Consider the following 15,151-nt stretch of genomic DNA (forward strand, 5'->3'; position numbering starts at 1 on the left):
TCAGAACCCTGCCAGCCGGCGCACGATCGCGTCGTCCAGCAGCCGCCCCTGCAGGGTCGGTACCACCCGGCCGGCCAGCGCGGCACGCCCGTCCAGCAGGCCTTCACCGATCATCGCGGCGATCTCCTGCCGGGCCTGCACGCCGCCGTCGGGCGCCGCCTCGAGCTCGGTCACGGGCAGTCCCTCCGAGAGACGCACCCCCAGCATGACCCGTTCCAGGAACCGCGCCTCGGCGTCGGGTTCCTCCCGGCCGACCGACGGCGAGATGCCGGTCGCCAGCCGCTGGGCGTAGGCGGCCGGGTGCTTGGCGTTCCAGAACCGCACGCCGGCCACATGGGAGTGCGCGCCGGGGCCGGCACCCCACCAGTCCTGGTCACGCCAGTAGGCCATATTGTGCCGGGCCCGGTGGATGCCCTCATCCTCGGGGTCCAGGGCCCAGTTGGAGATCTCGTACCAGCGGTAGCCGGCCTCGGCGAAGAGCCGTTCGGCCAGCAGGTACTTGTCCGCCTGGTCATCCGGGTCCACATCCTCGACCACACCGCGTTTAACCTGGGCACCGAACTTGGTGCCCTCCTCCACGATCAGCGAGTACGCCGAGAGGTGGTCGGGCCGCAGGGCCAGGGCGGCCTGGACGGTGGTCCGCCAGTCGTCCAGGGATTCCCCCGGAGTCCCGTAGATGAGGTCCAGTGAGACCTCCAGCCCGGCCTCCCGCGCCCAGGCGACGGCGGCCGGCACGTTCTCCGGGCGATGGGTACGTTCCAGCGTGGCCAGCACGTGCGGCACGGCGGACTGCATGCCGAAGGACACCCGGGTGAAGCCGCCGGCCGCCAGTTCCTGCAGGGAGGCGGCGGTGACCGAGTCAGGATTGGCCTCGGTGCTGACCTCGGCACCGGCGGCCAGGCCGAAGACGTCCCGGGCGCGCCCGAGGATGCCGACCAGGTCCGAGGCCGGCAGCAGGGTGGGGGTGCCGCCGCCGAAGAACACGGTCTCCAGGGCGCGGTCCGGGATGCCGGAGGCCCGCAGCGCCTCGGCGGCGAAGTCGAGCTCGCCGCGGACGGTGTCCGCGTAGGAGGACCGGGAGGCCCCGGGGCCCAGGTCCTCGGCCGTATAGGTGTTGAAGTCGCAGTAGCCGCAGCGCACGGTGCAGAACGGCACGTGCACGTACAGGCTGAAGGTGCGTGGCGTGCCGCCGGCCGCCGCAGAGTGGATCCGGTGGCCGACCTCGGCAGGGAACCGGCCGTCGTCGGGCGCGGGGTCTCCGAGGGGCAGGATGGAAGGCAAGCGGCGGACTACTTCTTGGCGCCGGTCTCTGAACCGGCCCCGTCCGAGGACAGTGCGGCGATGAAGGCCTCCTGGGGCACCTCGACCCGGCCGACCATCTTCATGCGCTTCTTGCCCTCCTTCTGCTTCTCCAGCAGCTTGCGCTTACGGGAGATGTCGCCGCCGTAGCACTTGGAGAGCACATCCTTGCGGATGGCCCGGATGTTCTCGCGGGCGATGATGCGCGAGCCGATGGCCGCCTGGATCGGCACCTCGTACTGCTGGCGCGGGATGAGCTCCTTGAGCTTGCCCGTCATCATCACGCCGTACGCGTAGGCGCTGTCCTTGTGGGTGATGGAGCTGAACGCGTCCACCGTCTCGCCCTGCAGCAGGATGTCCACCTTGACCAGGTCGGCGACCTGGTCCCGGTCCGCCTTCCAGTCCAGGGAGGCGTAGCCCTTGGTGCGGGATTTGAGCAGGTCGAAGAAGTCGAACACGATCTCGGCGAGCGGGATCCAGTAGCGGATCTCCACGCGTTCCTCGGAGAGGTAGTCCATGCCGTTGAGCTGGCCGCGCTTGCCCTGGCACAGCTCCATGACCGAGCCGATGAACTCGCTGGGCACGATGATGGTGGCCGAGGCCATGGGCTCACGGACCTCCTGGATCTTACCCTCGGGGAATTCGGACGGGTTCGTCACGGTGACGACCGTCTTGTCCTCCTTGGTGACCTCGTAGACCACGTTCGGGGCGGTCGAGATCAGGTCCAGGTTGAACTCGCGCTCGAGGCGTTCGCGGATGATCTCCAGGTGCAGCAGGCCGAGGAAACCGACGCGGAAGCCGAAGCCGAGCGCCACGGAGGTCTCCGGTTCGTAGACGAGCGCCGCGTCGTTGAGCTTGAGCTTGTCCAGGGCATCACGCAGCACCGGGTAGTCCGAGCCGTCGATCGGATACAGCCCGGAGAAGACCATGGGCTTGGGGTCCTCGTACCCGCCGATCCGTTCTGCCGCAGGATTCATGGCGCCCGTGACGGTGTCACCGACCTTGGACTGGCGGACGTCCTTCACACCGGTGATCAGGTAGCCCACCTCGCCTACGGACAGGCCCTGGGTGGGCTTGGGCTCCGGGGAGGACACGCCGATCTCCAGCAACTCATGGGTGGCGCCGGTGGACATCATGCGGATCTTCTCCCGCGGTGACAACCGGCCGTCCACCACCCGGACGTAGGTGACCACGCCGCGGTAGGTGTCATAGACGGAGTCGAAGATCATGGCGCGCGCCGGGGCCTCCACCGATCCCTGGGGGGCGGGGATCTCCTGCACCACGCGGTCCAGCAGGTCCTCCACGCCCACACCGGTCTTGCCGGAGACCCGGAGCACGCTGTCCGGGTCCACGCCGATCAGGCCGGCGATCTCGGCGGCGTACCGCTCCGGGTCCGCCGAGGGCAGGTCGATCTTGTTCAGCACCGGGATGATGGTGAGGTCGTTCTCCATGGCCAGGTAGAGGTTGGCCAGGGTCTGCGCCTCGATGCCCTGGGCCGCGTCCACGAGCAGGATGGCCCCCTCACAGGCGGCGAGGGAACGGGACACCTCGTAGGTGAAGTCGACGTGCCCGGGGGTGTCGATCATGTTCAGGGCGAAGTCCGTGATGGTGCCATCGGCGTCCGTGACGGCCCACGGCATGCGCACGGCCTGGGATTTGATGGTGATGCCGCGTTCGCGCTCGATGTCCATCCGGTCCAGGTACTGGGCCTTCATGTCCCGCGGTTGGACCACGCCGGTGGACTGCAGCATGCGGTCCGCCAGGGTGGACTTGCCGTGGTCAATGTGCGCGATGATGCAGAAATTCCTGATGATCGCGGGATCGGTGGCGGCGGGCACCGGCGCGTGGCTCGCCATGGGCGACACAGGCATCTTCCTTCGACTGGTACGGGAGGAGGTGATTGGTGACTTATTCTTCCATGCTTTGTCACGGACCCCTGCTTCCGCGGTTGCTAGGTTGTGGGCATGGCATTGAACCTCAACCAGTTGTGGTCCGTGGGCCGCCGGGTGATCCGCGTGGCCCGCCAGGTCCGGCGGAAGTCCCCCTCGTCCTCTTCGCCGTCCACCTCGTCGCCGTCCACCCCTCCACAGAAGCACGACGCCGGCCGCGCACCCTCGGGCGCCCAGGTCACCGACTACCCGGGAGACTTCCACGGCACCGCGCAGGTCCAGTACTCCCCCGTCGCCGGCCCCGAGGCCGGGCCCGGGGAGGTGGTGTGGACCTGGGTCCCGTTCGAGGAACTCGATGGGCGGGGCAAGGACCGCCCCGTCCTGGTGGTGGGCCGTGGCGGCGGGTACCTGCTGGCGGCTCAGCTGACCAGCCGTGACCGCACCAACCAGGTGAGCCATGATCCTGACTACATCGACATCGGCTCCGGCGTGTGGGATTCGAAGGGCCGCCCCTCCGAGGTTAAGCTGGACCGCATCCTGCAGATCAATCCCCGGGACGTCCGCCGTGAGGGCGGCGTGGTGGACGAGCGGACCTTCGAGGCCGTGTCCACCGGGCTACGGGAACGCAACGGCTGGTCGTGATAGACTATCCAGCTGTGTGTCCGCGCAGGTCGACGGGCACTCCCGGAACGGCTTACCTAGGTATCCCCACGCCGCTCAGTCGCCGGATCCGGGATTACCCCTCACCGACCACGTCAGAAGACAACAGAAAGACCATTCCTTGGCTAACATCAAGTCCCAGAAGAAGCGCAACCTCACCAACGAGAAGGCGCGCCTGCGCAACAACGCGGTGAAGTCCGAGCTGCGTACCGCCATCCGCGCCGTGGACAAGGCCGTCGCCGCCGGCGATCAGGCTGCCGTCACCTCCGCCGTGTCCGTGGCCAGCAAGAAGCTGGACAAGGCCGCCGGCAAGGGCATCATCCACAAGAACCAGGCTGCCAACCGCAAGTCCGGCATCGCCAAGCGCACCCACAAGATCGAGGCCTGAGCCCGACTCGTGACCGAGGCCCCCGTCCTGATGGACGGGGGCCTCGTCGTTTAACACCGGTCTCGGCGGAGCGCCGCAGTCAGCGCCGGGCGGCCAGGGCGATCCGGGTGACTGCCCGTTCCACCGCGTAGTCGGCGTCCTTGGCCAGGCCTTTGGCCTCGGCGTCCGCCTGGGCCACCCATTCGATGGCCGCGGCGATGGACGCCGGATTCCAGAAGCGGACGGTCTCCGCCACCCGTTTGGCCTGCCACGGGGCCATCCCCAGCACACCGGCGATCTGTCCCTGGCCGATCCGGGCGTCCACGATCCGCGCGATCTGCCGGGTCTTCATGGCCAGAGCGCCCGTGATGGCGGGGGCGGACACGCCGGTGGCCAGCGCGTGGCGCAGCAGCGCGGTGGCCTGACCGGCCCGGCCCTCGATCGCGGCGTCGGCCACCCGGAAGGCGGTGGCCTCCACACGACCGCCGTAATACCGGTCCACGATCTGGCTCGTGACGGTACCCTCCGTGTCCTCGGCCAGCTGCTGGCACGCCGCGGCCAGATCGGTCAGGGATCCGCCGGTGGCATCCAGCAGGGACCGCACGGCCTCGGGGTCGATCGACCGGCGGCGGGAACGGAACTCCCCCTGCACGAATTCGGACTTCTCGGCATCGGACTTGATGGGCTGGCATTCCACGAGCACCCCCGCGGCGGTCACCGCGTCCAACAGCTTCTTGCCGCGGTTGCCGCCGGAGTGGCGCAGCAACAGGGTGACGTCCTCTGCCGGGGAGTGCACGTAGTCCAGGCAGTCCGCCAGGAACGCCTCATTCATCTCCTGCAGGCCGTCCACCTGGAGGATCTTGGCCTCGCCGAACAGGGACGGGCTGGCGAACACCGAGAGTTGCCCGCCCTCGTAGGTCGCGGCGTCGAGACGGTGGGTCTCCAGATCGGGGTCCTGTGCCCGCAGGGCCGAACGGACCCGGTCCATGACCCGGGCGGCGATGAAGTCCTCGGGGCCTTTCATCAGCATCAACGGGGCGGGTGTCACGGTGCGCCAGTCGGCTCCAGAGCTCGTGGTTCGGCGGCTTCGGCTCGGTGCGGGCATGCGGACCATCCTATCCGCCCTGCCCCGTGGACTCGGGCGCACGGGAGCCGGTGAGGGTCGGCACCAGCTGCCCGTCGCGGAGGGACAGGACGGTGGTGCCGTGCTGGTCCGTGCGGATCACCGGGCCGTGCCGTTCCAGCTCGGCCATCACGGAAGGGTGGGGATGTCCGTAGCTGTTGTCCCGGCCCACCTGCACCACGGACAGCGCGGGGTCCACCGCGCGGATCATCTCGTTGCCTCCGTTCCGAGCACCGTGATGGGCCACCTTCAGCACGTCCACCGAGTCCGGGAACCGCCCCTCGGCCAGCAACGCGCCGCTGGCCTCCGCCTCCATGTCCCCCGTCAGCAACACGGTGTAGCTGCCCTGGGACGTCCGGACGGTGGCCAGCATCTGCACCGAGGCGTCGTTCTCGTTGGCCGCCTTCGCGTCGGCCGCCAGTACGGCCCAGTCCACCTGCCAGCCCGACGTCGGCCGGTCACCCGCCGTTCCCGTGTCACCTGCCGCGGGCTGCAGGGCCCCCGCTGGCGCGCCGCCCGGCCCTCCGGAGGAGAACAGGATCGCCGCGGGCTGGCAGCACTCGAGGATCGTCTCGGTGCCGCCGGCGTGGTCCTGGTGCAGGTGGGAGAGGACGAGCAGATCCACGCGTTGCACCCCGAGGACCTCCAGGCAGGCCCGTGCCGCGGCCGGATCCGGACCGGTGTCCACCACCATCCCGGACCGGTCCCCCGTGCGCAGGACCACCATGTCGCCCTGACCCACGTCACAGGCGGCCAGGGACCAGTCGTCCGGAAGTGTCCCCGTGGGCGGGGTGATCACCAGGCCGAGCTGGCTTCCGGCGGCCGCGCAGACGATGGTCCAGGCGGCGGCCAGCATCCAGCGGGTCTGTCGTGGCGGTCGGTTCGGCGGCCTGCCGTGAGGGCCGAGGACTCTGACCCGGGCCGGCCGTGACCGCTCCCAGCGCATCACCAGCCACAGCAGGGCCAGGGCCGCCGCGAGGTGCACCGCCACCAGCACCCCGCCCAGGGCCCCCTCGGGCCAGGCGTGGAGGGCGCCGGGCCAACGGGACACTGTGGTGGCGATCCACCCGATGCCCGCGGCCGGCCAGCCGATCACCCAGAACAGCACGGCGGCCAGCCCCGGCCAGGACACGGCCAGGACCGCGGCCACCGTGCCGGGCACGGTCACGAACGGCACCAGTGGAGCCGCGATCAGGTTGGCCGGGACCGCGTAGGCGCTGAGCTCGCCGGTCATCCCGACGAGGAGGGGCTGGCAGGCGATCTGCGCGGTGGTACTCACGGCCAGGGCGGCTCCGAGGATTCCGGCCACGGGGCCGGAGAGCCAGCGGCTCAGCACGGCAGTGAGCCATTGCTCTGCCGGACGAGCCGCGAGGACGATCCCGGCGGTGGCCGCCAGGGAGAGCTGGAACGCCTTCTCGCCGGCGAGCCCTGGCTGCCAGCACAACAACACGCAGGCCGCCAGACACAGCAGCGGCAGCGCCTGGCGCCCCCGGCCGAAGAACACGGCCCAGGCACCCAAGGCGCCCATGACGGCGGCCCGGATCACGGAGGGTTCGAGCCCGACGATGATCACGAAGAGGATCAGCACCCCCAGCACCGCGCCGAGCACTACCGGGCGGCGGACCCGGAAGGACCGCAACGCCATGGTCACGGCGCCGGCGATCAAGGTGCAATTCGCCCCGCTCACGGCCGAAAGATGGCTCAACCCGGAGGTCTTCATCGCTTCGTCCAGGGCGGGGTCCTGCACGGAGCGATCACCCAGGACCAGACCGGGTAGTAGCTGCGGGGCCGTCCCGACCGAGCCCGCGGCCGCCTGCCGCACCGCCGCGCGGACCACGTCCCGGCCGGTCGCCCCACCGGACGCAGCGGCCTGGCCATCGATCCTCCCGGGTCCTGCCACATCGCAGGCACCGGCCTCGGTGTCCGCACCGGGGCCGGTGGACGCGCGGGCGAAGACGGTGGAGCCCTCGGCCTCCGGTGTCGCCACGAAACAGAGGCTGGAGCCTTCCGCCACCCCGTCCCAGGCCTCCCCTCCGGACACCACGATCCGGTCACCCCCGGGAACCTCCGTGAGGGGATGGCCGAACGCCCACACCGTCACCGTCAGATGCCATGACTCCCCCCAAGGACCTGCCCGCAGGGTCGCGGCGCCGGCGGCCTCCCCGGAGACCCGCACCGGCCGCTCGGCCGCGACGGCCGCCTCCCACCCGGACTCGCGGACCGGAGCCCTCTCGCCGGCGGCCGCCAGCGCAGCCACAGCGGCGATCCAACAGGCACACGCGGTCAAGGCGGCCACCGCCGCCACCGTGGCCAGCGTGCCGGAGCCGGACCGCCCACCACGGGCCGCCCACACCAGCACCACCGTGGAGACCACCGCCCCGGCGAGCAACCACCACGGCAAGCCCAGTGCCACCCCGTACGGCAGCACGGGCACCGCGAGACACGCGGCCAGCGAGAGCACCACCGCCGGCACCAACCGCAGATCGACCGGCGCCGGCACCCGCCCGCCAGCGTGGACCCTCACCAGGAGCCGACCCTCACCAGGAGACCAGGCCGTCCAACCGCTCCATCATGGCGGGCCCGATACCCGAGACGGCATCCAGGTCCTCCAACGAGCCGAAGGGCCCGACCTGCTCTCGATGGTCGATGATCCGGCCGGCCAGCGCGGGGCCGATTCCCGGGAGTTGTTCCAGGGCGGCCGAGTCGGCGGTGTTGACGTTGACGCCGCCGGGCCCCGACGCCCCGCCGGCCACAGCGGGAGCTTCCGCAGCGGCCCCGCCCTCGCCGCTGGCCGCTCTGTTCGCGCTTTCCGGCCCGGGAACCAGGATCTGGCTGCCGTCCACGGCCGGCGCGGCCAGGTTCAGCAGCTCCACCACGGCGTCCCGGGTCGGACCGCCGGCCGCCTGCAACGCGTCCTGCACACGGGCGCCGGCGGGCAGTTCCACAAGCCCGGGCTCCGCGACCTCCCCGGCCACATGGACGGTGACGGTCTCAGCGGCACTGGTGGGGCCGGCGTCGGGCACCGGAGTGTCCGGCTCCGGTCCCGTCTCCTCCCCGGGCGCCGCTGGCCCCACCGAAGCCGCCACCGGCGCGCCGGATCCGGTGGGACCGGCCGGCGAGGTCAGCCACCCGACGGCCCACCAGGTCCCGGCCACCACGGCCAGCAGCAGGACGGCCGAGGTGACGATCCGGGCGCGCCACAACGGCGCGGTCGGAGGTGGTTCCTCCCAGTCATCCGGGTCTGGTCCCTCTGTGGCCGCAGTGGCCTCAGCGACCTCGGCAGCGTAACGGTGGCGTCCCATGCCCCCACCCTGACCTCACCCCGGCTGCGGCGGCAGGGGCGCCCCCGTCCGGTGGGGGCGGCGCGCCGTTACTCGGGCCGCTGTGGAGGAACCGGGTTCAAGGTGACGCCCAGCGCCCCCAGTCCCAGGTGCGCGGCCAGCACGGCCGGCAGGGGGATCACGGGGATGGGCAGGGCGGAGAGGTGCTGCAGCCGCCAGGCCAGCTCGTGGGCGGCGGCCTCGTTGCCGAATCCGTGGATGGCGAGGCGCTCCTTCCGCCCCCCAGCGCCCTGCACCGCCTCCTCGGCCAGCTCGACCAGCCGTTCCGTGGCACGGGCCGTGGTGCGGGGCCGGTCCACGAGGGAGACGACGCCGTCCTCCAGGGTCAGCACGGGCTTCACATTGAGCAGGGTGCCGAGCAGGCCGGCCATGGTGCCGATCCGGCCGCCGCGGCGCAGCTGGTCCAGGTTCGGGACCGTGAAGAAGACCTCGGCTTCTTGGCTTCCCTCGTCGACCCGGGCGAGGACCTGGTCCGCGGGCGTGCCGAACCCGGCGGCGATCACGGCGTCCAGCACCACGGTGCCCAAAGTGAACCCCGTGGTGTGGGAGTCCACCACGGTCACCGGGATGAGGGCCTCCCTGCCGGCGAGCCGGGCGGCCTCCACCGTCCCGGAGAGCTGGCCGGAGATGTGGATCGAGATGATCTGCTCAAAACCTGACTCGGCCAGCTCCTGGTAGACGGCGCTGAAGGAACCGGGCGCCGGCCTCGAGGTCTTCACGGAGGTGCCGGCGGCCAGGGCCAGGGGCAGCTCACGCATCAGCTCGGGGGTGCCCTCGGTGTGGATCTGCTGGCCCAGCATCACCGGCATGGGCACCTGGCGCAGTCCTTTGGCCAGCGGATGCGCCACCACCTGGGCCGGGATGGACGCCGAGGAATCGGTGACGATCGCGGTGCGGCCCTTGCGGGAGGGCGGCAGACCGAAACGGACCCAGCCCGGCTGGGTACTGCGCACCTGCCGGATGTACGCGAGCATGGCCTCCTGCCATGTGGCCAGATCGGCCATGCTCACTCCTCTCCGGTGGTACCTGGGCTCGGTGTCAGCTCAGCTCGGTGCCCCTCAGACGACGATGTTGACGAGCTTGGGCTCGCGCACGATCACCTTGCGGACCGGCGCGCCGTCGATGGAGCGCTGCACGGCTTCCGAGGCCAGGGCGAGCTCCTCAAGGTCCGCGGCGGAGATGTCCGTGGGCACCTCGAGACGGTCCCGGACCTTGCCCTTGACCTGAACCACGGCGGTGGTGGTGTCCTGCACCAGCAGCGCCTGGTCCACGTCGGGCCAGCCGGCCCGGGCCACCGAGGGCTCATGGCCGAGCTTGGCCCACATGTCCTCGGCCGTGTACGGCGCGAACAGGCTGAGCAGGATGGCCACGGCCTCCACGGCCTCGCGCACGGCGGGGTCCCCGGCCCCGGACCCCTCGGCTCCTGCCACGCCGGCATCGATCGTCTTGCGGATGCCGTTGACCAGCTCCATGGTGCGGGCCACCACCACATTGAACTTGTGCTCGTCCAGCAACCGGGCGGCATCCGCCACGGTGCGGTGTGTCAACCGGCGCAGCGTGAGGTCGCCGCCGGTGGGATCCGTCCCGGGTGCGGCCCCGGAGGCCTCGACGTCCTGGGCGAGCCGCCAGGCGCGGGCCAGGAACTTGGCCGAGCCGCCGGGCGAGACGTCCGCCCAGTCCACGTCGTCCTCGGGTGGGGAGGCGAAGATCATGGTCAGCCGGACGGCGTCCACCCCGAAGGTGTCCAGCTGCTCACCGAGGTCCACGCCGTTGCCCAGGGACTTGGACATGGCCTTGCCGCCGTTGAGCACCTGCCCCTGGTTGAGCAGCGCCTTGAAGGGCTCGGTGAAGGAGATCAGGTCCATGTCATACAGGGCCTTGGTGAAGAAGCGCGAGTAGAGCAGGTGCAGGATGGCGTGCTCCACGCCGCCCACGTACTGGTCCACCGGCAGCCACCGGTCCACCGCGGCACGGTCGAAGACCTGGTCGTCGTCGTTCGGTGAGGCGAAGCGCATGAAGTACCAGGACGAGTCCACGAAGGTGTCCATGGTGTCCGTGTCCCGCAGTGCCGCTCCCCCGCAGCCCGGGCAGCTGGTGTTGACCCAGGACTCGATGCTCGCCAGCGGTGACTGTCCCTTCGGCGCGAGCTGCTCGCCGGCCACGTCCTGCGGCAGCAGCACGGGCAGCTGGTCCTCGGGTACGGGGACCTCGCCGCAGTCCGGGCAGTGCACGATCGGGATGGGCGCGCCCCAGAACCGCTGGCGGGACAGCAGCCAGTCACGCAGCCGGTAGTTGACGGTGCCGCGGCCGGTGCCACGCTCGTCCAGGATCTCGATGGCGCGGGTGATGGCCTCGGTCTTGCCCAGCCCGTCCAGCACCTCCTGGCCGCCGGAGTTGATGAGGGTGCCGTCCCCGGTGGTGGCCACGCCGGAGAGGGCGGGGTCCTCCTCGCCCGTGTCCAGCACGGAGCGTACGGGCAGGTCCATGGCGCGGGCGAAATCCAGGTCACGCTGGTCGTGGGCCGGTACGGCCATGATGGCGCCGGTGCCGTAGTCCGCCAGCACGTAGTCGGAGGCCCAGAGCGGCAGCTTCTCCCCGTTGAGCGGGTTCACGGCGTAGCGGCCGAGGAAGACGCCGCTCTTGGGGCGGTCCGTGGCCTGGCGCTCGATCTCCGAGACGTTCTTCAGGGCCTCGCGGTAGCTCTCCAGGACCTCACGGTGCGCCGGGTCCACCAGGTCCAGGGCCAGCTCGGCGTCGGCGGCGACCACCATGAACGTGGACCCGTACAGGGTGTCCGGGCGGGTGGTGAAGACCGTGAGGTCCTGGCCGGGCCGGTCCCCGGTGGCCTCGACGTGGAAGTCGACGTGGGCGCCCTCGGAGCGGCCGATCCAGTTGCGTTGCATGGCCAGCACGCGCTCGGGCCACTGGCCCTCGAGCTCGGCCATGTCCTGGAGGAGTCGGTCCGCGTAGTCGGTGATCTTGAAGTACCACTGGTTCAGGGACTTCTTGGTGACCAGGGTGCCGCAGCGCTCACAGGCGCCGTTGACGACCTGCTCGTTGGCCAGCACGGTCTGGTCCTGGGGACACCAATTGACCGGCGAATCCTTGCGATAGGCCAGGCCTCTGGCATGGAACTGCTGGAACAGCCACTGGGTCCAGCGGTAGTACTCCGGATCGGAGGTGTGCAGTTCGCGGGACCAGTCTGCGGAGATCGCGTAACGCTGGAAGGAGGCCTTCTGCGTGTCGATGTTCTTGTAGGTCCACTCCGCCGGATGCGCATTGCGCTTGATCGCGGCGTTCTCGGCGGGCAACCCGAAGGAGTCCCAGCCGATGGGGTGCATGACGTCATAGCCCTGCTGCATCCAGTAGCGGGCCACCACGTCCCCCATGGCAAAGGCCTCTGCGTGGCCCATGTGCAGATCCCCCGAGGGATACGGGAACATGTCCAGGACGTAGCGGCGCTCGGCGGAGCCGTCATCGAGCGGGGCAAAGGTGCTGTGCTGCTCCCAGTAGCCTCCCCAGCGGCCCTCCAGCGCCGCGAACGAGTACTCCTCGGTCTCGTCGGGCTGTGGAGTACCTGGTGCTGGCTGGCTCACGGAGGTCCTGTCCTTGGGGTGCGTTGCGGATGTATGGCATGGGTGTTAATGAACGGCGACGCCGGCCCGGTCGCCCGGGCGCTCGGCGCGCCTGTCCATCGTACTCCGGTGGGCCGGGCCCCCCGGAATCAGTCCTGGTCCGCCCACCCCAGGGACCGCTGGATGGCCTGGTCCCAACGGCCCAACAGCCGGTCCCGGTCCCGGGTGGACATGGCCGGCTCCCAGCGTTTCCCCTCGCGCCACAGTCCGGCCACCTCCTCCAGGTCCCGCCAGACCCCGGAGGCCAGCCCCGCTGCGTGCGCTGCCCCGACGGCCGTGGTCTCCACGAGTTCCGGCCGCACCACGGGTAGCCCGAGGATGTCCGCCTGGAACTGCATGAGCTCATCGTTGACGGTCATGCCGCCGTCCACGCGCAGCTGCTCAGGCCGCTGGCCGGCGTCCGCCACGACCGCCTCCAGCACGTCCCGCGACTGGTAGGCGGTGGCCTCCAGTGCGGCCCGCGCGATGTGTCCGGCGGTGGCATAGCCGGTGAGTCCGGCGATCAGTCCCCGGGCGTCCGGCCGCCAGTACGGGGCGTACAGCCCGGAGAAGGCCGGGACGAAGTAGACCCCGCCGTTGTCCTGCACCGAGCCGGCGAGCGCCTCCACCTCCTCCGAGGACCGGATGATGCCGAGGTTGTCCCGCAGCCACTGGACGAGCGATCCGGCCACGGCCACCGATCCCTCCAGTGCGTAGTAGGCCGGGCCGTCCTCCACCTGGTAGGCCACCGTGGTCACGAGGCCGTGGTCCGAGATCTCCGGCATGGTGCCGATGTTCTGCAGGAGGAAGCACCCCGTGCCGTACGTGTTCTTCACGTCCCCGCGGTTGAAGGCGGCCTGCCCGAAGGTGGCCGCCTGCTGGTCCCCGAGGATGCCGCACACCGGCAGGCCGCTCAACGGCTCCGCGCCGACGATCGTGCCGAACTCCCCCACGGAGGGATGGATCCTGGGCAGCATGCCCGCCGCCAGGTCGGGATCGATGCCGAAGAGCTTGGCCAGGTCGTCATCCCAGTCCAGGGTCTCCAGGTCCATCAGCAGCGTGCGCGAGGCATTGGTCACGTCCGTGGCGTGGATGCCGCCGTCCGGGCCTCCGGTCAGGTTCCACAACAGCCAGCTGTCCATGGTGCCGGCGCGCAGGCGCCCGCTGCGGGCCAACTCGCGGGCCTCGGGGACGTTCTCGAGCATCCAGTTGATCTTGCCGGCGGAGAAGTAGGAGGCCAGGGGCAGTCCCGTCCTGGCCCGGACGGCATCCTCGTGCCCGTCAGCCTTGAGCCGGTCCATCAGCTCGTCCGCACGCGCATCCTGCCAGACGATGGCCCGGTGCACCGGCCGTCCCGTGACCGCGTCCCACAGGACCGTGGTCTCCCGCTGGTTCGTGATCCCGACGCCGGCCACATCACTGGGCCTCATCCGGGCCCGGGTCAGGGCCAGGCCGGAGAGTTCGCGGGTGTTCTCCCAGATCTCCAGTGGGTCATGCTCCACCCAGCCGGGCTGGGGGAAGTACTGGCGGTGCTCCCGTTGGGCGCTGCCGGCCAGCCGTCCGTCCTGCGTCATCACCACCACCCGGGTCGAGGTGGTGCCCTGGTCGATGCTGATGACTGCTTTCATGCGGGAAGCCTATCCACACTCCGGTCTCTCCACACTCCGGTGTCTCTCCACACTCCGGCGCCGAGATGGTTAGCCTGTGGGAGTGAGTACCTCCCCGACTCCCCCAGTTTCCCGAGTTTCTCGAGCAGTCCCCCGGTCGCTGCCGATCCGCTGGCGCGATCGACTGTTTGTTCCCCCGGCGCCACGGGACACCGCCATCATCACCGGATTCCCCGCCCGGACCCCGGAGCGGCTCATGATCGAGATTCCGGATCCCGTCTCGGGACGCGCCACCCCCTTGGCCGTCTGGCACTACGCGCGCGGTGATGCAGCGGCCCGCGCGCCGATCGTGGCCGTCCACGGATTCCGCGGGGACCACCACGGCCTGGCACTGTTGGCCGACTGCCTTCCCGGCAAGGAGATCTTCCTCCCCGAGCTGCCGGGCTTCGGTGACTCGCCTGCCTTCCCCGATGCCGAGCACACCGTGGCCCACTACGCCACGGCCATGGGCAGCGCCGTCGAGGCGTTGGGACTGATTCCCACCGTGGTGTCCGGCGGCCCCGGCCGGCACGGACGACGCGCGGCGCCGAGCCCCGCGGACCACCAACCCCGGCCCACCCTGTTGGGTCATTCCTTCGGATCCGTGATCGCCTCCCACCTGGCCATTCAGGCGCCGGAGCGGTGGGACGGGTTGGTCCTGCTCAACGCGATCTGCGAGCCGGCCCTGGCCGCTGACGACTCGACCGCCAAGGTGTTGATGTCCAGGATCGCCGCCGGATACTACGAGGTCTCGGCGGCCCTGCCCGGCCGGCTCGGTCATGCGGTGCTGTCCTCGCCGGCGGTCGTCTGGCTCACCGGAACCGTCATGGCGAAGACCACCGACCGCAACACCCTGGCGTACCTGCATGACCAGCACCAGAACTACTTCTCCTCCTTTGATCACCGCACCGTGCTCGTGGAGGCCTACCGTGCCTCCACCACCGGATCTGTGCTGGACGTGGCCGAACAGTTGCGCCTGCCCGTCCTCCTCGTGGTCGGTGCCGACGACGAGCTGGGCTCGGTGCGTGGCCAGCGCAAACTGGCCCGACGCATCGGGCGGGTATCCCCCGGCGTCCAGCTGGACATCCTCGACGACGTCGGTCATCTCATCCACTATGAGCGGGCACCGGAGGCGGCCGAGTTGATCCGCGCCTTCAGGAACGAGCGGGCGCCGTCACCGACGGCTGGCTGACCCCGGTGGCCGGCTGACTG

The 15,151-nt window shown here is 70.4% G+C and carries 11 protein-coding genes; 3 read left to right on the forward strand and 8 right to left on the reverse strand.

The annotated features are described in order from the left end of the window. Complete coding sequence (gene hemW, locus ACSU1G_RS09895) at positions 1-1,281, reverse strand: radical SAM family heme chaperone HemW (protein ID WP_439279750.1); 1,281 nt, start codon at positions 1,279-1,281, stop codon at positions 1-3. A gap of 8 nt (positions 1,282-1,289) precedes the next feature. Continuing rightward, entirely contained in the window at positions 1,290-3,164 is a 1,875-nt protein-coding gene (gene lepA, locus ACSU1G_RS09900) for a translation elongation factor 4 (RefSeq protein WP_439279954.1), read from the reverse strand. A 99-nt stretch (positions 3,165-3,263) separates the two neighbouring features. On the opposite strand from lepA, the gene ACSU1G_RS09905 reads away from it, so the two are divergent. Then, positions 3,264-3,830, forward strand: coding sequence for a type II toxin-antitoxin system PemK/MazF family toxin (locus ACSU1G_RS09905; RefSeq protein WP_439279751.1), 567 nt, complete (start codon positions 3,264-3,266; stop codon positions 3,828-3,830). Positions 3,831-3,969: 139 nt separating this feature from the next. Continuing rightward, positions 3,970-4,236 (forward strand): 30S ribosomal protein S20, encoded by a 267-nt coding sequence (gene rpsT / locus ACSU1G_RS09910; protein ID WP_439279752.1) that lies wholly within the window; start codon positions 3,970-3,972, stop codon positions 4,234-4,236. A 79-nt stretch (positions 4,237-4,315) separates the two neighbouring features. On the opposite strand, the gene holA is transcribed toward rpsT, so the two are convergent. The 6 genes from holA to glpK all read right to left on the reverse strand — a co-directional run bounded on the left by holA (position 4,316) and on the right by glpK (position 13,921). After that, entirely contained in the window at positions 4,316-5,320 is a 1,005-nt protein-coding gene (gene holA / locus ACSU1G_RS09915; RefSeq protein ID WP_439279753.1) for a DNA polymerase III subunit delta, read from the reverse strand. A 10-nt stretch (positions 5,321-5,330) separates the two neighbouring features. Next, positions 5,331-7,862 (reverse strand): ComEC/Rec2 family competence protein, encoded by a 2,532-nt coding sequence (locus ACSU1G_RS09920; protein WP_439279754.1) that lies wholly within the window; start codon positions 7,860-7,862, stop codon positions 5,331-5,333. Between the two features lie 13 nt (positions 7,863-7,875). Further along, positions 7,876-8,640, reverse strand: a complete 765-nt coding sequence (locus tag ACSU1G_RS09925; protein WP_439279755.1) for a helix-hairpin-helix domain-containing protein — start codon at positions 8,638-8,640, stop codon at positions 7,876-7,878. 68 nt (positions 8,641-8,708) lie between these two features. Beyond that, positions 8,709-9,683, reverse strand: coding sequence for a DegV family protein (locus ACSU1G_RS09930; RefSeq protein ID WP_439279756.1), 975 nt, complete (start codon positions 9,681-9,683; stop codon positions 8,709-8,711). Between the two features lie 54 nt (positions 9,684-9,737). Next, a complete protein-coding gene (gene leuS, locus ACSU1G_RS09935; RefSeq protein WP_439279757.1) occupies positions 9,738-12,275 on the reverse strand; it encodes a leucine--tRNA ligase in 2,538 nt (845 codons plus the stop codon). Positions 12,276-12,403: 128 nt separating this feature from the next. Further along, on the reverse strand, positions 12,404-13,921 hold the full coding sequence (gene glpK / locus ACSU1G_RS09940) for a glycerol kinase GlpK (protein WP_439279758.1): 1,518 nt from the start codon (positions 13,919-13,921) through the stop codon (positions 12,404-12,406). An 82-nt stretch (positions 13,922-14,003) separates the two neighbouring features. On the opposite strand from glpK, the gene ACSU1G_RS09945 reads away from it, so the two are divergent. Beyond that, on the forward strand, positions 14,004-15,131 hold the full coding sequence (locus tag ACSU1G_RS09945) for an alpha/beta fold hydrolase (RefSeq protein WP_439279759.1): 1,128 nt from the start codon (positions 14,004-14,006) through the stop codon (positions 15,129-15,131). The last annotated feature ends 20 nt before the right edge of the window (positions 15,132-15,151 follow it).

Source organism: Microbacterium sp. A93 (assembly GCF_051842835.1).

Coding starts and splice junctions, on each gene's coding strand:
- ACSU1G_RS09905 (WP_439279751.1), top strand. CDS start 3,264: ATGGCATTGAACCTCAACCAGTTGTGGTCCGTGGGCCGCCGGGTGATC.
- holA (WP_439279753.1), bottom strand. CDS start 5,320: ATGCCCGCACCGAGCCGAAGCCGCCGAACCACGAGCTCTGGAGCCGAC.
- ACSU1G_RS09925 (WP_439279755.1), bottom strand. CDS start 8,640: ATGGGACGCCACCGTTACGCTGCCGAGGTCGCTGAGGCCACTGCGGCC.
- ACSU1G_RS09930 (WP_439279756.1), bottom strand. CDS start 9,683: ATGGCCGATCTGGCCACATGGCAGGAGGCCATGCTCGCGTACATCCGG.
- glpK (WP_439279758.1), bottom strand. CDS start 13,921: ATGAAAGCAGTCATCAGCATCGACCAGGGCACCACCTCGACCCGGGTG.